General features: G+C 67.1%; 17 protein-coding genes. 2 read left to right on the top strand and 15 right to left on the bottom strand.

Features of this window, described 5'->3' with window-relative positions:
* Positions 1 to 568: 568 nt before the first annotated feature.
* The 3 genes from tyrS to QNN99_RS15470 form a co-directional block, all read right to left on the bottom strand.
* Positions 569 to 1,888, bottom strand: a complete 1,320-nt coding sequence (tyrS, locus tag QNN99_RS15480) for a tyrosine--tRNA ligase (RefSeq protein WP_229967731.1) — start codon at positions 1,886 to 1,888, stop codon at positions 569 to 571.
* A 13-nt stretch (positions 1,889 to 1,901) separates the two neighbouring features.
* Positions 1,902 to 4,169 (bottom strand): HelD family protein, encoded by a 2,268-nt coding sequence (locus QNN99_RS15475; protein ID WP_229967729.1) that lies wholly within the window; start codon positions 4,167 to 4,169, stop codon positions 1,902 to 1,904.
* A 169-nt stretch (positions 4,170 to 4,338) separates the two neighbouring features.
* Entirely contained in the window at positions 4,339 to 4,893 is a 555-nt protein-coding gene (locus tag QNN99_RS15470; protein WP_229967727.1) for an adenine phosphoribosyltransferase, read from the bottom strand.
* A gap of 252 nt (positions 4,894 to 5,145) precedes the next feature.
* Between QNN99_RS15470 and QNN99_RS15465 the strand changes: the two genes are divergently transcribed.
* A complete protein-coding gene (locus tag QNN99_RS15465) occupies positions 5,146 to 6,138 on the top strand; it encodes an aldo/keto reductase (protein ID WP_229967725.1) in 993 nt (330 codons plus the stop codon).
* A gap of 60 nt (positions 6,139 to 6,198) precedes the next feature.
* Here the strand turns inward: QNN99_RS15465 and QNN99_RS15460 are convergent, their stop codons facing one another.
* A complete protein-coding gene (locus QNN99_RS15460; protein WP_229967723.1) occupies positions 6,199 to 6,852 on the bottom strand; it encodes a DNA-3-methyladenine glycosylase in 654 nt (217 codons plus the stop codon).
* 78 nt (positions 6,853 to 6,930) lie between these two features.
* Positions 6,931 to 7,794: an SRPBCC domain-containing protein gene (locus QNN99_RS15455; protein ID WP_229967721.1), complete on the bottom strand. Its 864-nt coding sequence runs from the start codon at positions 7,792 to 7,794 to the stop codon at positions 6,931 to 6,933.
* Between the two features lie 187 nt (positions 7,795 to 7,981).
* On the opposite strand from QNN99_RS15455, the gene QNN99_RS15450 reads away from it, so the two are divergent.
* Positions 7,982 to 10,132, top strand: coding sequence for an HNH endonuclease (locus QNN99_RS15450; protein WP_229967719.1), 2,151 nt, complete (start codon positions 7,982 to 7,984; stop codon positions 10,130 to 10,132).
* Positions 10,133 to 10,349: 217 nt separating this feature from the next.
* On the opposite strand, the gene QNN99_RS15445 is transcribed toward QNN99_RS15450, so the two are convergent.
* From QNN99_RS15445 to argC, 10 genes are all read right to left on the bottom strand, one after another.
* Positions 10,350 to 11,156, bottom strand: a complete 807-nt coding sequence (locus QNN99_RS15445; RefSeq protein WP_229967717.1) for a maleylpyruvate isomerase family mycothiol-dependent enzyme — start codon at positions 11,154 to 11,156, stop codon at positions 10,350 to 10,352.
* A gap of 147 nt (positions 11,157 to 11,303) precedes the next feature.
* A complete protein-coding gene (locus QNN99_RS15440) occupies positions 11,304 to 11,822 on the bottom strand; it encodes a pyridoxine/pyridoxamine 5'-phosphate oxidase (RefSeq protein WP_229967715.1) in 519 nt (172 codons plus the stop codon).
* A gap of 644 nt (positions 11,823 to 12,466) precedes the next feature.
* Positions 12,467 to 13,924 (bottom strand): argininosuccinate lyase, encoded by a 1,458-nt coding sequence (argH, locus tag QNN99_RS15435; protein WP_229967713.1) that lies wholly within the window; start codon positions 13,922 to 13,924, stop codon positions 12,467 to 12,469.
* 3 nt (positions 13,925 to 13,927) lie between these two features.
* Positions 13,928 to 15,136, bottom strand: coding sequence for an argininosuccinate synthase (locus QNN99_RS15430; protein WP_229967711.1), 1,209 nt, complete (start codon positions 15,134 to 15,136; stop codon positions 13,928 to 13,930).
* Positions 15,137 to 15,215: 79 nt separating this feature from the next.
* The gene (locus QNN99_RS15425) at positions 15,216 to 15,752 is read right to left on the bottom strand and encodes an arginine repressor (RefSeq protein ID WP_229967709.1); all 537 of its coding nucleotides are present in this window, start codon (positions 15,750 to 15,752) and stop codon (positions 15,216 to 15,218) included.
* Positions 15,749 to 16,714: an ornithine carbamoyltransferase gene (argF, locus tag QNN99_RS15420; protein ID WP_229967707.1), complete on the bottom strand. Its 966-nt coding sequence runs from the start codon at positions 16,712 to 16,714 to the stop codon at positions 15,749 to 15,751. Before argF ends, QNN99_RS15425 begins: the two co-directional genes overlap by 4 nt.
* Positions 16,711 to 18,108, bottom strand: a complete 1,398-nt coding sequence (locus QNN99_RS15415; protein WP_229967705.1) for an acetylornithine transaminase — start codon at positions 18,106 to 18,108, stop codon at positions 16,711 to 16,713. The genes argF and QNN99_RS15415 overlap by 4 nt, the downstream gene beginning before the upstream one ends.
* Entirely contained in the window at positions 18,105 to 19,028 is a 924-nt protein-coding gene (gene argB / locus QNN99_RS15410; RefSeq protein ID WP_229967703.1) for an acetylglutamate kinase, read from the bottom strand. The genes QNN99_RS15415 and argB overlap by 4 nt, the downstream gene beginning before the upstream one ends.
* Positions 19,029 to 19,039: 11 nt before the next feature.
* Positions 19,040 to 20,242: a bifunctional glutamate N-acetyltransferase/amino-acid acetyltransferase ArgJ gene (gene argJ / locus QNN99_RS15405; RefSeq protein WP_229967701.1), complete on the bottom strand. Its 1,203-nt coding sequence runs from the start codon at positions 20,240 to 20,242 to the stop codon at positions 19,040 to 19,042.
* Positions 20,242 to 21,273 carry an N-acetyl-gamma-glutamyl-phosphate reductase gene (gene argC, locus QNN99_RS15400; RefSeq protein ID WP_229967699.1) on the bottom strand — a complete coding sequence of 344 codons (1,032 nt, stop codon included), beginning with the start codon at positions 21,271 to 21,273 and terminating at the stop codon, positions 20,242 to 20,244. The genes argJ and argC overlap by 1 nt, the downstream gene beginning before the upstream one ends.
* Positions 21,274 to 21,286 lie beyond the last annotated feature (13 nt).

The raw sequence follows: 21,286 nt of genomic DNA, 5'->3' as shown, positions 1-21,286 counted from the left end.
TGCACTAAATTCGAAACCAGCTAAAAAAGTCCTCCCAACCCACGGGGTGGGCGGAAGAACCAGTTCAACCAATTAAAATAATTGGTATCAATAAACTTGGCACACTATTGAGTTCTCAAACAACAGATGCATCCGAAATACTCGGAAAAACAATTGAATGTCTTTCTTTTCTCTTCGCTGCAGTGTTTCTTTATTCTATTTCATCCGGACTGTTTTAGCAATTCCGCGTTATCCGCGGAACCTGGCCGAAACAACCGGGTGAACCCGCCACGAAGCTTCCGGACCTTGCCCGTTGCGTTGTGATGGGTTGTGGCTGCCGAGTCCGGGAGTCTCACTTGCAGAACATGTCTGTCAGGCGCTCACCGGGGCAACTCACTAAACTTTACACACCCTCGGCGGCTGGCGCAAACCCCTGGAGTGTGACCTCCTGCACGCTGCGCCGCCGGTTCCGGATGCCTCCTTGCGGACAGCTCCGGAACGAAGAAAGCCGGCCCCCGCCCCTCGCAGCTCCGGAAAATCCGGAACCAGCGAGGGAGCTGGAAGCCAGCCTTCTAACGGGCCGTTAAAACTATACGGCGGACACTTCAACGGTCGCAAGAGTGCGCTTGCCGCGGCGCAGCAGCAGGTATCGGCCATGCAGCAGCTCCGTGCCGCCGATCACCGCTTCTGCATCCGTGACCTTGTGGTTGTTCACGTAGGCGCCGCCCTCGGCAACCGTTCGCCGGGCCGCGGAGTTGCTGGCCGAAAGGCCTGAAGCCACGAGCAGGTCAATGATGCCCAGGCCGCTGGCGTCCACTACTACCCGCGGGAGCTCGGCGGTGGCTGCGGTCAGGATGTCTTCGTCCAGCTCACTGAGGTCACCCTGTCCGAACAACGCAGCGGAGGCGGCGATAACCTTTTCGGTAGCCTCCACCCCGTGGATCAGCGACGTGACGTCAAAGGCCAGCCGGCGCTGGGCAGCGCGCTTGTGCGGCTCGGCCGCCACAGAGCGTTCCAGCTCTTCGATTTCAGCCTTGGACAGGAAGGTGAAGACCTTCAGCCGGTCAACGACGTCGGCATCGGGGGTGTTCAACCAGAACTGGTACATCGCGTACGGGCTGGTCATGCTGCCGTCCAGCCAAATCGCGTTGCCCTCGCTCTTGCCGAACTTGGTGCCATCGGAGTTGGTGATCAGCGGGGTGCCCAGGGCGTGGACGCTCTTGCCCTCGACCTTGCGCACCAGCTCGGTGCCGGCCGTGAGATTGCCCCACTGATCGGAACCGCCGGTTTCCAACACGCAGTTGTAGTCCCGGAAGAGCTGGAGGTAATCCATGCCCTGCAGCACCTGGTAGCTGAACTCGGCGTAGGAAATGCCCTCGTCGGAGTTAAGCCGCGAAGAGACAATCTCCTTCTTGATCATGGTGCCCACCCGGAAGTGCTTGCCGATGTCCCGCAGGAAGTCGATGGCACTCATGGGCGCGGTCCAGTCAAGGTTGTTGACCATCTGCGCGGCGTTGCTTCCCTCGAAGCTGAGGAAGCGCTGCACCTGGCCCTGCAGGTAGCCGACCCACTCGGAAACGGTTTCCTTGGTGTTCATGGTGCGTTCCGCCGTCGGACGCGGATCTCCCACCAGCCCGGTGGAGCCGCCCACCAGGGCCAGCGGGCGGTGGCCGGCCAGCTGCAGCCGGCGCATGGTCAGCAGCTGCACCAGGTTGCCCAAGTGCAGGCTCGGCGCCGTCGGATCGAAGCCGCAATAGTAGGTGATTGAATCCCCGGCGAGCAGTTTCTCCAGTTCGGCCTCGTCAGTGGATACGTGGACCAGTCCACGCCACTTCAGTTCCTGCCAAATATTGTCGAAGGTCGGATCGTTCTTCTGGGCGCGCAGGCCCGCTGGGGTTTCAGTAGTCACGTGTTCCAAAATATCAGGCTTCTTCTTCCACAATGCCGGCCGGGATCGGACCCGCGGCAATAAGACGCAGCCGCTGGGTCGGGCGGGTCATCGCCACGTACAGGTCCCCGACCTTCCCGGCCGCAGCGGTAAGCAGCTCTTCAGGCTCCAAAATGACGACGCCGTCGAACTCCAGGCCCTTGGCTTCCCGCGGCGAGGTCACCACTATGTCCTGTTCCAGCCCACCGGCGCCGGTGCCCAGCCGCCGGCCGTAGACAGCACCGACTTCGCGGCGGACGGCGTCGAGGTGGTGTTCCTCCGCGATGATCGCCAGCAGGCCGCCGTCCAGCGAGTCCAGGTCCTCCGGCAGGACCTCCATCAGGCGGGCAACCAATCCGCCCTCCGGCACCCGGTCGACGAACGGTGCCCAGCGGCCTTCGCGGACGGCCTTGGGTGCGGAGACCACCAGACCGGCAGCATTGGCCATGCGGACCGCCGCCTCGGCGATCTGCGCCGGGGTGCGGTAATTCACCGTCAGCTCTTCGAGCGTCCAGCGGTCCCCCACAAACGGCGCCAGCGCCTGCTGCCACGACGTGGCACCGGCGGCGGAGCTGGTCTGGGCGATGTCGCCGACCACGGTGAAGGACTTCAGCGGGCAGCGGCGCATCAGCAGCCGCCACTGCATGGCCGACAGTTCCTGTGCCTCGTCAACGACGATGTGACCGAAGGCCCAGGTGCGGTCGACGGCGGCGCGGTCGGCCGCGGTCAGGCGCACCTCCCCCTCGGTGTTGTGGTCCGCCAGGTCCTCGGCAGAGAGGATGCCGTGCGCGCCGGAGTCTTCCAGGAAGCCCTCGGTGTTCTCGATGGCCCGCTCGGCGTTGGCCAGGTCCCGCTTGCGCTGTTCCTCGCGCAGGGCGAAGTCGCGTCCGGCGGAGGCGTCCAGTTCTCCGAGCAGCTCCGCCGCCTCGTCCAGCAGCGGAATGTCGGATTCGGTCCACGGTGCGTCCGGGCTGCGGCGCAGGAGGCGGATTTCCTCCGGGCTCAGTTCGGGTGCGGCTGCTTCCAAGTGTCCGGGCTTACTGAAGAGTTCGGAGAGCAGTTTCTCCGGCATCATCGGCATCCAGCACAGGTTGAGTGCCACCCGCACGTCGCGGGCGCTGCGCACGTCCTCGGCCAGATACGCCCGGTCGGTGCTGTTGCCGGCACCGGACGATTCCTCGAGCTGGTCGGTCAGCTGCTCGGTGAGTTCGCGCAGCAGGATCTTCACGAAGGTCACCCGGGCCTCGTTGTGCGGCTTGCCGGTGGCACGGGCCTTGTCGCGGGCGCGCTGGACCATTTTCGGAGTCAGCGTGAGGATGGTTCCCTCGACGTTCAGCTTCCGCGGTTCGGCCGGGAGCCGCTGGCGGTTGGCGACGGCGTTGGCCATCACTTCAGCCATGCCGATCCGTCCCTTGATCTCGGCGACGTGCGCGTTTTCTTCCTGCACGGCCGTGATGCCGGGCATCAGCTGGCCAAGGCTGGACATGACGACGCCGGTCTCGCCCAGCGAGGGAAGCACCCGTTCGATGTAGCGGATGAAGGCATTGGAGGGGCCCACCAGCAGGACACCGGCGGACTTGAGCCGTTCCCGGTGCGTGTACAGCAGATAGGCGGCGCGGTGCAGCGCGACGGCGGTCTTGCCCGTTCCCGGTCCGCCCTGCACCACCAGGGTGCCGGCCAGCGGTGCGCGGATGATGCGGTCCTGCTCGGCCTGGATGGTGCCGACAATGTCCGACATCTGTCCGGTGCGCTTGGAGTTCAGGGCAGCGAGCAGGGCGCCTTCGCCCTGAAGTGCAGCCTCCTCCTCGAGCATGGTGTAGTCCAGCACATCGTCTTCGATGGCCTGGACGTTCCGGCCCTTGAGGATCAGGTGGCGGCGGCGTCGTACGCCCTGCCGTTCGAACGCTGTGGCCTGGTAGAACGTGCCCGCTTCCGGGGCGCGCCAGTCGACCATCAATCGCTGCAGGTCCTCGGTGGACAGGCCGATGCGGCCGATGTAACGCTCTTCGCCGTCGTCGAGGTCCAGCCGGCCGAAAACCAGCCGGTCATCGACGGCGTTCAGCTGCGCCAGGCGGTCTTCATACATGGTCGCAAAGGCGTCACGTTCGGAGCGGTTCTGGTGTGAACCGGCCGAGTGGCTGCGCCGCACCTGGGCCAGCTGTTCGCGCTTTTCCTCGCGGAGTTCGTCGAGTCGCTGGTACAAACCGGCGACGTAGTGTCGCTCATGTTCCAGCTCGTGGTGGGCAGAAGACGTTTCAGGCATGTTCGCGTTCCCTCTCGCAAAGGCAGACCGTCAAGTTTAGCGCGCATTTGGACTTTTTCCATGCATTGAGCTAACCGGCTGACACCGGCCCTGTTCGGGGTGGTCGTGGTGCGCCTCCGTCCGGCGGCGCGGGTGGTGCTCCGCCGGACGGAAGAGCATGAATCCTCGGTCAGTAACCGATCAGTGCATGCACCGGGTAACCGGCAAGCGCCTGGCGTCCGCCCAGGTCCTTCAGCTCCAGCACGACGCCGAATCCGGCCACGACTGCGCCGGCCTTTTCGATCAGGCGTGCGGTCGCCCCGAGGGTGCCGCCGGTGGCCAGTACATCATCCAGGATCAGCACGCGGGCGCCCACCGGAATGTCGTCCTGGTGGACTTCGAGTGTATTTTCGCCGTATTCCATGGAGAAGCTCTCGGAATGCACGCGGCGCGGCAGTTTGCCCGGCTTGCGGATCGTGATGACGCCTTTGTCCGCCGCGTAGGCAGCAGCTGCGGCGAGGAGGAAGCCGCGTGCTTCCACTCCGGCAACGTAGTCGAAGCGCCCCTCGTACTCGGCCAGCAGCGAATCCACGACGCTCCGGAAGGCCTGTCCGTCGGCAAAGACGGGGGTCAGGTCACGGAAGACCACTCCCGGCTTGGGATAGTCGGGCACGACTGCACCCAGACGTTCGATCGTTTGTTCAATGGTCTCGTTGTTAACCGGTTCTGCCGGGGCATCTTTCACCCGTCCACCTTACCCGCTGCGTCCGCTCCGGCCCGAGCCGCGTGGACAGCTGTGGCACTTGTCTCGCCACGCCCGGCGCCCGCGTGACAGCGGGCACGCACACCGGGTCGGTCGGGCGGGCGGAATCGAGCGGAGTTATCGGCTGGAGGAATAAAGGGGCCTTCGACGGCGGTTGCCATCTGTCAGTGCCCTTTGCCCCTTTGGACAGGCCACTGAATTTAACGGCACCAACAGTCAAGGATTGCAACACATATGGCTAACCTGCACGAAGTGCTCAAGAACAAGATCGGATTCGGCACGGCTCCGCTGGGAAACATGTTCCGGAACATTCCCGAGGATGAGGCGCTGGCGACGGTTGAAGCCGCCTGGAATGAAGGCATCCGCTACTTCGACACCGCACCCTTCTACGGAGCCGGCCTGGCGGAATCCCGCCTGGGCGAGGTCCTCTCACAGCATCGCCGCGATGAGTACGCGCTGAGCACCAAAGTGGGACGGCTGATCCTGGATGAGGAAGAGGAAAAAAGCTCCGGCCTCTTCACGCACGGGCGTTCAAATAAGATCGCCACTGACTACACCGCGGATGCCACCCTGCGCTCCATCGAGGAGAGCCTGAAGAGGCTGAAGACTGACCGGCTGGACTTTGTCTTCGTCCACGACACCTCCCGGGACTTCCTCGGTGATGAGTGGGTCACCAAGTTCGACGAGGCGCGGACCGGCGCGTTCCGGGTACTCGCGCGGCTGCAGGATGAGGGCGTCATCAACGGCTGGGGCCTCGGCGTGAACACCACCGAGCCCATCGAGCTGGCCATGGACATGGATGAGGCAGCTCCGACCATGAGCCTCTCAGCCACTCAGTACACGCTGCTGCAGCACGAGCGCGCCCTGCAGCGCATGATGCCCGCTGCACTGGAGAAGGGCGTCGGCATTATCGTCGGCGGACCTTTCAACTCCGGCGCCCTGTTGGGCGGCGACACGTTCGACTACGCCGAGATTCCTCCGCAGGTTAAGACACGGATCGCCGAGCTGACCTCGGTGGCCTCCCGGCACGAGGTGAGCCTGAAGGCCGCTGCCCTGCAGTTCTCCGCCGCCCACCCCGCTGTGGCTGCGGTCATTCCCGGCTCCAGCCGGCCCGGACGCGTCACAGAGGATGTCGCGGCGATGAAGGCCGAAATTCCGGGTGCGTTCTGGGACGAACTGCTGGAAAAGAAGCTGATTTCCGCGCAGGCTCCGCTTCCGCGCTCCTAGCAGGTTGCTTCGCCGAACGGCGTTCCGGGATGGCACTCATCCGGAACGCCGTTCTGCGTTTCACGGCCGCAGGGCCGTCGCTCCTGCGGATGCCGGCTGCTTGCGCGGCTGGGCGGGACGGTACTTGGACACAGTTGGGTCACCGGTGAGCCAGTACCGCCAGGGATATTCGTCTGAACCGCCGGGGCCGCTGACACCCACCCGCGGTCCGGACGAGACCAGTTCTTCCGGCACCGCCCGGTCCGGCAACTCCAGCCGCAGCGGGGCCGCGAAGACATCGGCGCCGTCGAGGTTCCTGTTGATGCCCAGGGCCTGGGCCAGCCGGGCCGGTCCGCGGGCGAGGTCCAGGTCGGTGCGCGGATTTCCGCGGCGTTCCCGTGCGGTTTCGATGCCGTCAGTGATTTCCCCGGCCCGCAGCAGCAGTCCGGTGGCCTGTCCCTCATCACCGCAGACCACGTTGGCGCAGTAATGCATACCGTAGGTGAAGTAGACGTAAAGGTGCCCGGCCGGACCGAACATGGTGTTGTTCCGGGCCGTGCGGCCGCGGAACGCGTGGGAGCCCGGATCCGCGTCCCCCATGTAGGCCTCCACCTCGGTGACCCGAACGCTCACCGGGCGGCCGCCGTCGTCGTGCGTCAGGGTTGAGCCCAGCAGGAGGCGGGCGGCGGAGGTGGCCGGTACCGCAAGCCGTGATCGTGCGCTTGTGTCTTCCATGCCTTCGACCGTAGCAAGATCCCGTCCTGTGGCTGGAATCGGGGCGCTCCTGCCATGCGGGGATGGTCGCGGGGACCGTCAGAGCATGGCGCGGTAGAACCGCTCAAGTGCGGCCCGCCGGTGCAGATTCGGATTCGGGGTCTGGCCGTCAAGCTGGTCTCGCACGGCGTCAAGGGCGGCGTGCCACGCGGCGAGGAGGGTGGCGGTCTGATCCTGGCTGCCGGTGACCGGCTCGCGGATGGTGGCCTTGGTTTCGTGGCCGTCATCGGTCATCACCAGCTGCGCGTCCCCTCCAATACTCAGCGTCCTGCCGGCCGTCTCCACCGCCGCTTCCACATCCTCCGCCGGCGCCCGGTACCAACGCTCGAACACCAGCTCCGCGTCGGCACCCTCACCGGTCACCCGGCCCATCGTGGGGGAAATGTCGAATTCGCTGGCGTAGGCATCGCGCAGGGCAAGCCACCGATCCATGCTGTCAGGATCCGGTTCCCGACCGGCGGCGACGCTGGCGAAGGAGTTCAGGATCCCCTGCCAGCCGGCACTGCCTTCGGTCAGGAAATCCGGTGAGTCGGTGCGGGAGCGGAACTGCAGCAGCGCTCCCCCGCCGCTCTCCAGGACCTGCCATTCCAGCACCGATTCCAGGCCCAGCTGGTCCTCCCAGGTGAGCTGCAGGCTGGAACGAGGTTCCAGCTGGAGCACTGTGCCGGTGCTGGTGCCGCCGTCCATTTCCAATGTGTATTCCTTGCCCAGCCGCCACTGCGGTGTCACGTCGCCGAGCCAGCGTGAGACCTTTTCGGAATTGGTCAGGACATCCCAGATGTGGGCCGTGGGGTAGTCAAACTGGCGGTCGAAGGCAACCGCATATCCATCGGTCAGTTTCTGGATACGGCCCTCAGGGACTGCTTGCCCTTCCGGAACTGCGGGGCCAGATTGCTCAGACATGGCGGCCGTCCTCCTGCTCGGTGGAACCCCGGCTTTGAAGTCCCAGCCTAGCCGCGGTGGGAATGCTCCGTAAGTCCGAGCGGCTGTCCGTTGACTAGTCGCCGGCAGACCCGAGGTGTGCTGCGGCGGGGAAAGTCCGTGTTGGAGGCCAGCTGGAAATGTCGGTGGCAGCTGAAACCATGAATTCATGGACACAACAACGACGTTTGACCAGCGGACAGACCCTCCTCCGGATGCCCCGTGGCGTGATGATTTTCTGGTGTGGGAACCGCAACCGCCCGACCCGGAGTGGCCGCCCGACTCCGTCCCGTTTGATCCCCTGTGGGTCGGTGACCACGGTTCCGCTCCCCCGCGGGCCGACGGCGGCGGCGACGGGTGCGGTCCCGACGGCGGCGGTCACCATGGCGCCGGCGGCAGCAACGCCCGTGCCAATGCCGGTGCATGCGGCGCCGGTGCAAGCCCGGTGTTTTGTGCTGACCCGGCAATTAGTGCTGCTCAGCGCCACGCTCTGGCAGCGACCCTGCCCGAGGGGTTCACCGGTTCTTTGGGTCTGCTGGATGCTGCGGGCCTGGATCAGGAGCTGACCGGCACCGCGTTGCAGGGTGTGCGGATTCTGGAAGGCTGGGCCGCCGCCGCCAAGGCACGGCTGGTGCACCGCCAGCACCGGCTCATGTTCGAGGAGCTGGAGCAGTTCGACCGGCAACGGGCGGCCGAGGATGCCGAGCGCCGGGCAGCCGGCGAAGACGTAGCCGGCACCGGTACCGGTACCAGCGCCCGGTGCGCCCGAACCGCCCGGCCGGGCGTTTCTGCCGGGCAGGGCGTAGACCGGAGTCTGGCGTTCAGTCTCTGTGCCACCGAGATCGCCACCCTGTTTCGGCTGCCCGAGGGAACCGCGATGGCCCTGGTCGAAGAATCCGAGGAGCTCTGCACCCGCTGCCCGGACACGCTGGCCCTGCTGGAAACCGGAGCGATCACCCTTGCCCAGGCGCGGACGATCCTGGACCAGACCAGATCCCTCATGGAACCGGCACCCGTGGCTGCTGCCGGCAGCGAAGCAGGACGCGATCCCGGGAAAGGGCCTCAAGGGGAAGACACCGGGCCGGAGAACGACAAGGGGCAGGAGAACGATCAGCCAGGAGTTGACGATGGCCGGCTCTTTCCGCCCGGAGCCGCTGCTGCCCTCGAGCAGGACCTGCTTCAACTCGCACCGGAGCTCACCAATGCCCAACTCACCCGCAAAGCCCGGCGGCTGCGCGAACGGATCTATCCGCAGAGCATTCCGGTCCGGCACCGGACCGCGTTTGATCAGCGTCGCGTTTGGTTCCAGCCCCGGCCCGACGGCATGGGACACCTCACCGCCTATATGCCGGCGGACAAGGGTCAGCAGATCTACGGCGCGCTGACCGGTGCAGCCCGCGGAGAGCAGGCCCAGGGCGATCCTCGGTGCCTGGATCAGCTGCGCACCGATATCCTCGCGTCCCTGCTCCTGCACACTCCCGAACCCTGGATCGGCGAGCCCGGGAACGGTCAAAGTCCGGATCCGGCAGCCGGCGAGGCCAGCACCACCGACACCAACCACGGCAGCGGTCGAGACAGCTCCCCGGATGAAGCCAGTAGGCCAGCTGGTTTCAGCGGACTCAACGGGTCTTCCGGCTTCAACCGAGCTGACGGAGCCAACGGACCGAACGGACCCAACGGGTCTGCCGATGCCGGGGACCTCCCGCCGCTGCCTCCAGCCACGGTCGCGGAAATCATGGTCCTGATCAATGCTGACACGCTCTTCGGAGCCGATGACGCGCCGGCCGAGCTGGCCGGATACGGGCCGATCACCGCAGAAGCAGCCAGGCGGCTCGCCAGAGCAGCGTGCCGGTGGACCGGGCTGGTCCAGGATCCGTGTTCCGGGCAGGTCCTGGGCGTGGGTCGGCGCCGAAAGGTCCCGGCCGGACTGCGGCGATGGCTGCAGGCGCGGGACCAGACCTGCCGGTTCCCGGGCTGCAGCGCCGGCACCGGCCGGGCCGAAGCGGACCACACCATCCCGTGGGCGGCAGGAGGACCCACCGCACACTGGAACCTGGCGCACCTCTGCAAGAAGCACCACCTGTTCAAGACACTGGGGTTCTGGAAAGCACGACAGGTCACACCGGGCGTTCTGGAATGGATCTCCCCGCTGGGCCGGCACTATACGACCCAGCCCGAACTCACCCTCACACCGCAACACCGCCTTGATTCCGGCCCTTCAGTCAGTTCCCGCCCCGCCGCCAAGCGTGTGCCACTCTCCGTGGTGTTCTCGGGAGGAGGAGACAGTGGAAAGGACGGTGGAGAGCCGCCGCCGTTCTGAGGCGTCCGGCGCCCTTCAATCTGGGCCAGGCCTTAGGGGGCCAAGGCTAGCCTTAGGGCAGCTTGTTAGGCCAGCGTCTTACGGCGGGTTATTAGGGCTGTGTCTTAGGGCCGGTTATTAGGCCGTCTACTAGGGCCGGTGATTAGGCCGATTATTGGGGCGGGTTATTAGGGCTGTATCTTGCCGGGGTCCGAGGGCGGCGGCCTGTTGCAACGCGCTATTTCGTTGGCAGCGCCGACGGCCAGGGCAGGAGTTTGGGCAGGTCCACGCCGTCGGCTGCGGCTTCTGCGCGCAGGCTGGCAAGATTCGGAGTTCGTCCAGCCAGCCAGGCGGCGATGTCTGTTGCCATGCCGTTCACCGAAACGGTGCTGGAAACCGGCTCCCCCGGGGCGGAACCGCCCAGGACGCGGGGCGCCAGACCGAGCGGCTGCAGCCTGAGGCGTACTCCGACGGGAACCCGGGCCGAGAGGAAACCGAACAGGTGCTCGCAAAGCTGCGGCGACCAGGTGTCGGCCTCCACTCCGACACCCAGGTCCGTGAGGTGAATGACCAGTTCCCGCCACAACGCCAGGCCGCCGTCCCGAACGACGCCGCTGCGATAGGAAATCGGAGCCTGCCAGTCGGCTGCCTGCAGCCCGTGGAACGCCGCGAGCACGCGGTCCAGCGAGGTGCTGAGTTCGCGGCGGTGGCGGTCGGCATTCAGCACCGCGCCTTCTTCGATCGCCCGGTTCCGCCCTTCGGCGCCGCCGTCGTACAGCTCGATCGTTTCTCCGCGGACTGCGTACTCAAGTTGCCGGGCCATGCCGTCAGCGACACCCGACACATGCGCCAGCACATGCCCGCGGGACCAGCCCGGGAGCTGCGAGGGAGCGCGGACGTCGTCGTCGGTAAGGAATCGAATGCGATCCCGGAAGTCCGCAGCCGCCGCGTCCAGGATGGCCACCAGCTGCGAGGGGGTGGGCCGGGGCTCCGGTTTGGAAACAGCAGGGGGTGCAACGCCGGGAACATCAGGGAGACCAGTCATGGGACCCACCCTAGGGGCACGACAGGCAAAAACGGGACAGCAGAGACGTCCTTTTTCGGTGTCGCCGCGAGGTGGCGGCGGTGTCCGCGGCGGCGGTCACGGCCTGGGCAGGAGCAGTCAGCCACGCAGATCACAGGTCATAGCGGATCACAGATCATAACGGTGCCGGATATGCCGCCGGCCCGGATCTGCCTGCCAGAATTCAATCTCGACCGGCTGGAGGGCGTAGAGCTGCCACTCGGGGTTTTCCGAACCATCGGCAGCCGGCCGCTCCGCCCAGTCACGCGCCGAGGCCGCCTCGGACAGCTGCACCACGGTGCCGCTGACGCGGATCTGCCGTCCCAGCTCGGACCAGTAAAAGTTCATGGCGGCCCGCGGGTTCTCCGACAGTTCCCGGCCCTTACGGGAGGTGCGCGACGTCGCGAAGTGCCAGCCGTCGTCGTCGAGTTCCTTGAGGATGAGCATGCGGGAGGACAGGTTTCCGGCTGCGTCAGCGGTGGCCAGTGAGAAGGCATGGGGCTGGCTGACTCCGGCAGCCAGGGCCTCGTCCAGCCAGGACCGGAACAGGTCGGACGGATCCGCAGGGGCCGCCGCGGGGTCGAACCGCGGGAGGTTGTCCGGGAAGTCGGGCAGGGCGCGCAGCATCCGCCGGAAGGAGTCGCTCATGGGCCAAGGGTAGCTGAGGGCATCACAGTGAGACATAAAGACCAACCAGCTGTCGAAGCACAGACGGGGCCACGGCGTTCATAGTGCAGATGAGGGGCCTTCAAAGGATCCTTCGTGCAGATAACGGGCGTCCAAAGAATCCTTCGTGCAGATAACGGCCCCAAAAGGCTCTTTTCGCCGCGGGAAAGCCCCTGATCTGCACTATGGATCTCCGAAAAGCCCCTGCTCTGCACGACGGTCGCGATGGAAGGCCCCCTGCGCACTGGAATCAATGGCATTAGGTGAATCGCCGGAACCATGGGGCTCACCGGAAACCACGGGAACCACCGAACCACTGGAACCACTGAAATCACCGGAACTACGGGAATCGCCGAAATCGCTGATCCGCGTAAACTCCGGCGGCTCCATTCGTGCAAAACAGGGTTGATCCGGACGCGGCGGTGGGGGGGGGGGGGGGGGGGGCCCCCCCCCCCCCCCCGCCCCCGGGCCCCCCCCGCCGCCGGCCCCCCCCCCTGTTTGCCCGGGGGGGGGGGGCCCGCCGTGCGGAGAATCTCCGCAGGGGCACCTCCGGCGCCGAGGGCACCGGGATCCAGCAGCACCCTTAGCCCGGACTCAGCCCGGACTCAGCCCGGACTCGGCCTGGGCTACGCGGCGTAGCTCCGTGCCGTCGCCACTTCCGACTTCAGCGCAGCCAGCTGCTGCTCCACGGCGGACCGGGCGGTTCCGCCCTGGGCGCTGCGGCTGTCCAGCGAGCCTTCCGTGCTGAGCACGGTGCGGACCTCGGGAGTCAGGTACTCGGAAATCCCGGCGTAATCCTCATCCGTCAGGTCCCAGAGCTCGACGCCACGGCCCTCCGCAAGTTTCACTGCGGCACCGGAGAGCTCGTGGGCTTCCCGGAACGGCACGCCCTGGCGGACCAGCCACTCGGCGATGTCAGTGGCCAGGGCAAAGCCCTGCGGTGCCAGTGCCTGCATGCGCTCGGTGTTGAAGGTCAGCGTGGCGATCATGCCGGACACCGCCGGAAGCAGGACCTCCAGAGTGTCGGCAGCGTCGAACACCGGTTCCTTGTCTTCCTGCAGATCCCGGTTGTACGCAAGCGGCAGGCCCTTGAGCGTGGCCAGCAGTCCGGTCAGGTCACCGATCAGGCGGCCGGCCTTGCCGCGGGCCAGCTCAGCCACATCGGGGTTCTTCTTCTGCGGCATGATCGACGAACCGGTGGAGAAGGCATCGTCAAGGGTCACAAAGGAGAACTCCTTGGTGGCCCAGATGATGATTTCCTCACTAATCCGGGACAGGTCCACGCCGATCATGGCCGCAACCCAGGAGAACTCGGCGTAGACATCGCGGGAGGCGGTGCCGTCGATGGAGTTCCAGACCGCCGAGTTGAAACCGAGTTCGGCGGCAACGGCATTCGGGTCCAGCCCCAGCGAGGAACCGGCCAGGGCGCCGGAGCCGTACGGGGATACCGCAGCGCGGCGATCCCAGTCCATCAGGCGTTGCACATCGCGCAGCAGCGCCCAGGCATGGGCCAGCAGGTGGTGGCTGAGCAGCACCGGCTGGGCGTGCTGCAGGTGCGTGCGGCCGGGCATGGCCACGCCCAGATGCTTCTCCGACTGCTCCATCAGGGCATCCACCGTCGCCAGGACACCGGCGGCGATGATGCGGGCGTGGTCGCGGAGGTACATCCGGCCCAGCGTGGCGATCTGGTCGTTGCGGGACCGGCCGGCGCGCAGCTTGCCGCCCAGCGCCGGGCCGGCACGCTCGATCAGACCGCGTTCCAGGGAACCGTGGACATCCTCATCGGAGTCCGCCGGGGTGTAGGCGCCCGAGCGGACATCGGCGTCGAGCGCGTCCAGGGCCGCCAGCATGCCCTCAAGCTCGGCGTCGTCGAGCAGCCCGGCGGTGTGCAGCACGCGGGCGTGGGCCCGCGAGCCGGCAATGTCATAGCCGGCAAGCCGCCAGTCGAAGTGGGTGGACTTGCTCAGCGCCGCGAGGGCGTCGGCGGGGCCGCCGGCAAAGCGGCCACCCCACAGCGCACCCTGGACGGTGGAACCCGCAGCTGCGGTTCCGGCCGGGTCAACCGGCGGCTTGCCGTGATTCATTTTCTACTTACCTTCTGCTGCACGCTGGTCGCGGCCGGAGGCCACCTTGGAGGACATGCCGAACAGCTCGATGAAACCGCGCGCCATTGACTGGTCGAAGCTGTCACCGGTGTCGTACGTGGCCAGGTTGAAGTCGTACAGCGAGGTGTCGGAACGGCGTCCGGTCACCACGGCGCGGCCGCTTTCCAGGGTCATGCGGATGTCGCCGGAGACGTACTTCTGGGTGTCCTCGATAAACGCGTCCAGGGACTTCTTCAGCGGGGAGAACCACTGGCCGTCGTAGACCAGTTCGGTCCAGCGCTGGCCGACGGTCTTCTTGAAGCGTGCCTGCTCGCGTTCGACCGTGACGTTTTCCAGTTCGCGGTGCGCGGCCATCAGGGCCATGGCTCCGGGGGCTTCGTAGATTTCGCGGCTCTTGATGCCCACGAGGCGGTCTTCGACGATGTCGATCCGGCCAATGCCCTGGGCACCGGCGCGGCGGTTCATCTGTTCGATGGCCTGCAGCGGAGTGACGGGCTTGCCGTCAATCGCGACCGGAATGCCTTCCTTGAAGGTGATGACCACTTCGTCGGCGGGCAGGCCGGCGGCGGGATCGGAGGTGTACTCGTACACGTCCGGAGTGGGGCCGTTCCAGATGTCTTCCAGGAAGCCGGTCTCCACGGCGCGTCCCCAGACGTTGGCATCGATGGAGAACGGGTTCTTCTTGGTGGTGACGATCGGCAGGTTCTTCTCCTCGGCAAAGGCAATGGCCTTGTCGCGGGTCAGGGCCAGGTCGCGGACCGGGGCGATGCACTTCAGGTCCGGGCCCAGGGTCTGGATGCCGACTTCGAAGCGGACCTGGTCGTTGCCCTTGCCGGTGCAGCCGTGGGAGACGGTGGTGGCACCGAACTGGCGGGCTGCGGCGACCAGGTGCTTGACGATCACCGGGCGGGACAGCGCGGAGACCAGCGGGTAGGAATCCATGTACAGGCCGTTGGCCTTCAGCGCGGGCATGCAGTACTCGGAAGCGAATTCGTCCCGGGCGTCTGCCACGTATGCTTCGACGGCGCCGCAGGAGAGGGCGCGCTGGCGGATGGTCTCCAGGGACTCGCCGCCCTGTCCGACGTCGACCGCCACTGCGATGACTTCGGCACCTGTCGCTTCGGCAATCCAGCCGATGGCCACCGATGTATCGAGGCCACCGGAGTAGGCCAGAACAATGCGTTCGCTCACGAAATACGCTCCTTGCGTTATGTGCAGCCTCTGCAGGCTGCTGGTTGATGAAGGTAGGTGGAAAGTTTTAGGGGTACAGCTAGAGAATGCGGCTGTCCGGGGCCTGGCCATTGGCAGTGGCCTCGTCGGCGATGCGCAGGAAGCGCGCTGCGACGTCGGCGCCGCCGTTGGGCTCGCGGGTGACCATCAGCACGGTGTCATCCCCGGCGATGGTGCCCAGGATGGACGGCAGCACCGAGTGGTCGATGGCCAGGGCCAGGAAGTTTGCAGCGCCCGGAGGCGTCCGCAGCACCACGATGTTTCCCGAGGCCTCGGCCGTGACCAGCAGTTCCCCGCAGAGCCGGGCCAGCCGGGCGTCCAGAACCTCCTGCGTGACTCCCGATTTCGGCGCGCGCTCGCCGCCTTCGGAGGGCACTGCGTACACCAGCACTCCCTCCTTGCCTCGCATGCGCACCGCGCCCAGCTCCACCAGGTCGCGGGAGAGCGTGGCCTGGGTGACCTGGACGCCGTCGTCGGCCAGCAGGGCGGCGAGTTCGGCCTGTGAGCGGACCGACAGTCCCGTCAGCAGGGCACGGATGCGCGCCTGGCGGGCGGTTTTGGTGGCAGGCATGCTCATACTGCGCCCTCCGGAACCCCGGTCAGGCCCGAGCGGGCCATCAGCCACACCATCAGCGCCTTCTGCGCGTGCAGCCGGTTTTCGGCCTCGTCCCAGACCACTGACTGCGGGCCGTCGATGACCTCGGCGGCAATTTCGTACCCGCGGTAGGCCGGCAGGCAGTGGAGCACGACGGCGTCATCCGCCGCCTGCGCCATCGCTGCGGCGTCCACGGCGTAGCTGCGGAACAGCTCGGAGCGGGCGGCCTTCTCATCTTCCTGGCCCATGGAGACCCAGGTGTCGGTGGCGACGACGTCGGCTCCCGCCAGCGCCTCGGCCGCATCGGTGGTGATCATCACCGACCCGCCGGTTTCCTCGGCACGGACGGCAGCGGCGTCGACAATCAGGGGATCGGGCAGGTAGCCCACGGGACCGGCTACCCGAACGTGCATGCCGGCCGTGACGCCGGCCAGCAGATAGGAGTTGGCCATGTTGTTGGCGCAGTCTCCCAGATAGGTCAGGGTCAGGCCGGCGAGGGTGCCCTTGTGCTCGCGGATGGTCATCAGGTCCGCCAGCAGCTGGCACGGGTGATAGTCGTCGGAGAGCGCGTTGATCACGGGAACCCCGGAATTCGCGGCCATTTCTTCCAGCCCGGACTGGGCGTAGGTGCGCCAGACGATGGTGGAGACCATCCGCTCGAGCACCTTCGTGGTGTCGGCAACGCTTTCCTTGTGGCCGAGCTGGGAGTCGCCCGCTCCGATGATCAGCGGCACGCCGCCGAGATCGGCCACTCCGGCGGCGAAGGACACCCGGGTGCGGGTGGACGTCTTGTCGAAGATGACGGCAACGGTCTTGCGGCCGGCGGCGGCGCCGGCGAACGGCTGATACTTGTAGCGGTCCTGCTTCAGCGCGTCGGCAAGATCCAGAACTTCGGTCTGCTCGGCCTGGGTGAGGTCGGTGTCGACTAGGAAATGGCGGGTCATGATTGTCCTTCTGTCTTTCCGGTGGCCCGGGCTGTCTGGTCGGCGGCGCGGGCGGTTTCTTCGGCGGCCCGGGCGGCGGCCAGGATCCCGGGCAGTGCTTGCACAAAATCGTCGGCCTGGTCGCGGGTCAGGATCAGCGGCGGCGCCAGGCGCAGGGTGTGCGGTCCCGTGGCGTTGATGATGAATCCGGCCTCGAGCGCGGCGGTCACCGCCGCGGGGGCAATGTTCTCGCCGGGACCGGCAGCCAGGTCGAACCCGATGAGCAGACCTTCGCCGCGGACCTCGGTGACGCCCGGAACCGCGGCCAGGGCGGCGCGCAGGTGGAATCCCGTGGCCTGGACTTGACCGAGCAGCCCGGTGGACTCGATGACGTGCAGCGTGGCCAGCGAGGCGGCGGTCGCGACCGGATTCCCGCCGAACGTGGTGCCGTGCTGGCCGGCGGAGAGCAGCGACGACGCCGTTCCGCCGAAGGTGATCAGCGCGCCGACGGGGAAGCCGCCGCCCAGGCCCTTGGCCAGGGTCATCGCATCGGGCAGCACGCCCTCGGAGGCGAACCACTTTCCGGTGCGGCCGATGCCGGTCTGGACCTCGTCCACGATCAGCAGCGCGCCGGCGGCAGCGGTGATCTCCCGCGCGGCCTGCAGGTAGCCGGCGGGCAGCGGGCGGACGCCGGCTTCACCCTGGATCGGTTCGATGAAGACCGCGGCAACGGTGTCGTCGACTGCCGTGCGGAGCGCCTCGATGTCCCCGAACGGGATGTGCTCCACTCCCCCGGGCAGCGGTTCAAAGGGTTCCCGGTAGGCCTTCTTCGCCGTCAGCGCCAGCGCGCCGAGGGTGCGGCCGTGGAAGGCGCCGTCGAGGGCAATGATGCGGGTCCGCTGCACGGTGCCGTCCGGGCCCGCGGCGCCGGTGTTGCGGCGCGCCAGTTTGATCGCTGCTTCGTTGGCTTCGGTGCCGGAATTGGCGAAAAAGACCTTCGATCCCTCCGGCGCCCCGGCCAGCTGCAGCAGCTTCTCCGCCAGCGCCACCTGCGGAGGGCTGGTGAAGAAGTTGGAGACATGGCCCAGCGTGGCCAGCTGGCTGGTGATCACCGAGGTCAGGAACGGATGCGCGTGGCCCAGGGCGTTGACGGCGATGCCGCCGAGCAGGTCCAGGTAGGCCTTGCCGTCGGCGTCCCACACCGTGCAGCCGTTGCCCCGGACCAGGACCCGCTGCGGCGTGCCGAAGACACCCATCAGCGAGGAGCCGTAGCGGCGCAGCCAGTCCTCCGAGGTTCCGGTCAGGCTCACCAGTGCGTCATCCGGTGCGGCTGCGGCGGGCTCCACGGCCGGTGCGGCTGCGGCTGGCTCCGCGGCCGGCTGGGCCTCGGTCTGCTTGCTCATGGCGTTGCTCATGCCTGCTCCTCCGGAACTACCTGGGTGCCGATGCCGGCGGTGGTGAAGACCTCCAGCAGCATGGAGTGCGCCATCCGCCCGTCCACGACGGCGGCACGGTCCACGCCGCCGTCGACCGCGGCCAGGCAGGCACCCATCTTGGGGATCATGCCGGCTTCCAGCGTGGGCAGCATCGCGCGCAGCTCCCCGGCGGTGAGTGATGAAATCAGCGAGGACTTGTCCGACCAGTCCGCGTACAGGCCCTCGACGTCGGTGAGCACCACCAGCCGCGAGGCGCCCAGGGCGACGGCCAGTGCGGCTGCCGCGGTGTCGGCGTTGACGTTGAGCACCTGGCTGGTCAGGCCGCCGTCGTCGTCGACTTCCGGAGCCACTGTGGAGATGACGGGAATGCGGCCGGCCTCGATCAGGTCGACGATGGCGCCGGGATTGACGCCGGTGACTTCCCCGACGAGCCCGAGGTCCACGTCTTCACCGTCAATGACGGTACCGATGCGCACGGCCTGCAGCAGTCCGCCGTCTTCACCGGAAAGGCCGACGGCGTAGGGCCCGTGGGCGTTGATCATGCCCACCAGTTCGCGGCCCACCTGGCCGGTGAGGACCATCCGGACGGCGTCCATGGCTTCGGGCGTGGTGACGCGCAGCCCGCCCTTGAATTCGGACTTGATGCCCAAACGGTCGAGCAGCGCGCTGATCTGCGGCCCGCCGCCGTGCACGACCACGGGGTGCACACCGACGTGGTGCAGGAAGACGATGTCCTCCGCGAACGCGCGGCGCAGCTCATCGTTGACCATGGCGTTGCCGCCGTACTTGATCACCATGATGCTGCCGGCGAACCGCTGGATCCAGGGCAGCGCTTCGATGAGCGTGGCGGCCTTGTCCTGGGCGGCCAGCTGTTCGTTGGCTTGCGTGGGTGTACTCATGATGTCCCCGATCAGCTGCTGTAGGCCGAATTTTCGTGGACATAGTCCATGGTCAGGTCGTTGGTCCAGATGGTGGCGCTGTGCGTGCCGGCATTCAGGTCGATTTCCACTGTAACTTTGCGCCCGCGCAGATCCACCAGGTCGCGGGAATCCCCGATGCCTCCGTTGCGGCAGACCTGGACGCCGTTGATGGTGACGTTGAGCTGGTCCGGCTCGAAGGCGGCGTCGGTGGTGCCCACGGCGGCCAGGACCCGTCCCCAGTTGGGGTCGTTGCCAAAGATGGCGGTCTTGAAGAGGTTGGAACGGCTGACGGCGCGGGAGGCCGTCTCGGCGTCGGCCACGGTGGCGGCGTTCACCGTGGTGACGGCGATGTCGTGGCTTGCCCCCTCGGCATCGGTGATCAGCTGCTGCGCCAGCGAATGGCAGACCTCGGTGAGGCCTGCGGTGAACTCGTCGGGCTGCGGAGCGGTGCCGGAGGCGCCCGAGGCCATCAGCAGCACGGTGTCATTGGTGGACATGCAGCCGTCCGAGTCCGTGCGGTCAAAGGTGACGGCGGTGGCGGCCCGCAGGGCGGCATCCAGCCCGGCGGCCGGCAGCTGCGCGTCCGTGGTCAGCACCACGAGCATGGTGGCCAGCCCGGGAGCGAGCATGCCGGCGCCCTTGGCCATGCCGCCGATGCTGTAGCCGTTGCCGGTGAAGACGGACTGCTTGGCCACCGTGTCGGTGGTCATGATGGCCTCGGCGGCCGCCGCACCGCCGTCGGCCGCCAGCGCCTGCGCTGCCGCCTGCACGCCGGGAAGGATCTTCTCCATCGGCAGCTGCTCGCCGATGAGTCCGGTGGAGCAGACCACGACGTCGGCGGCGGACAGGCCCAGGACCTCGGCGGTTTTCTCGGCGGTGGCATGGGTGTTCTGGAAGCCCTGCGGTCCGGTGCAGGCGTTGGCGCCGCCGGAGTTCAGGATCACGGCGTCGGCACGGCCGTCCGAGACCACCTGCCGGGACCAGTGCACGGGTGCGGCGGCCACCCGGTTGCGGGTGAAGACGGCGGCTGCGGCCTTGGAGGGCCCGTCGTTGACGACCAGCGCCATGTCGCGGCCGCCGGAGGCCTTCAACCCGGCGGTGATGCCGGCGGCGCGGAAGCCGGCCGGAGCGGTGATGCCGGTGGCTGCTGTCTGGTCGGCGGCAGTTGCCGTGCTGTTTTCGGTGGTGCTCATTACGGGGCAACTCCCTGCGTTGTCAGTCCGGCGGTTTCTTCAAGGCCGAGGGCAATGTTCATGGACTGCACCGCGCCGCCGGCGGTGCCTTTGTTCAGGTTGTCGATCACGCAGGTGACGATGACGCGGTTGGCGTGGGCGTCGTAGGCCAGCTGCAGGGCAGCGTAGTTGGACCCCACCACCATCTTGGTGGCCGGCCACTGCCCCTCGGGGAGCAGCCGGACGAAGTGTTCGTTCCGGTAGGCGTCAGCCCAGGCGGCGCGCAGCTGCTCGGCGGTGACGCCGGGGCGCACCTTCGCGGTGGCCGTGGTCAGGATGCCCCGGGCCATCGGCGCCAGCGTGGGGGTAAAGGACACGGCGACAGTTTCGCCGGCCGCGGCCGAGAGGCCCTGTTCGATTTCCGGCGTGTGGCGGTGTCCCCCGCCGACACCGTAGGGGCTCATGCCGCCCATCACTTCCGAGCCCAGCAGGTGCGGCTTGGCTGCCTTGCCCGCGCCGGAGGTTCCGGAGGCAGCGACGATGACGACGTCGTCGGGCTCCAGCAGGCCGGCCGCGAAGCCGGGCGTCAGGGCGAGCAGCGAGGAGGTGGGATAGCAGCCGGGGACGGCAATGCGGGTGGCGCCCTTGAGCCGGTCGCGGTGGCCGGGCAGTTCGGGCAGGCCGTAGGGCCAGGAGCCGGCGTGCGGCGAGCCGTAGAACTTTTCCCAGGCCAGCGGGTCTTCGAGCCGGTGGTCGGCGCCGGCGTCGATCACCAGAACGGAGGGATCCAGCTGCTCAGCGATGGCGGCGCTGGCGCCGTGCGGCAGGGCGAGGAAGACGACGTCATGCCCGGCCAGGTTCTCCACTGTGGTGTCCTGCAGGACCCTGTCGGCGAGCGCGTGCAGATGTGGCTGCAATTCCCCGAGCCGGGAACCGGCGTTGCTGTGCGCGGTAATGGCACCGATGGTCACGGAGGGATGCCCGGCCAGCAGGCGCAGCACCTCACCCCCGGCGTACCCGGAGGCTCCTGAGACAGCAACTGAAATCGTCATGGCTTCACCCTAC

This window comes from Arthrobacter sp. zg.Y820, assembly GCF_030125555.1.
GTDB lineage: Bacteria > Actinomycetota > Actinomycetes > Actinomycetales > Micrococcaceae > Arthrobacter_B.
The sequence above is the reverse complement of the archived record's forward strand: the minus strand, read 5'-3'. Positions and strand labels throughout refer to the sequence as shown.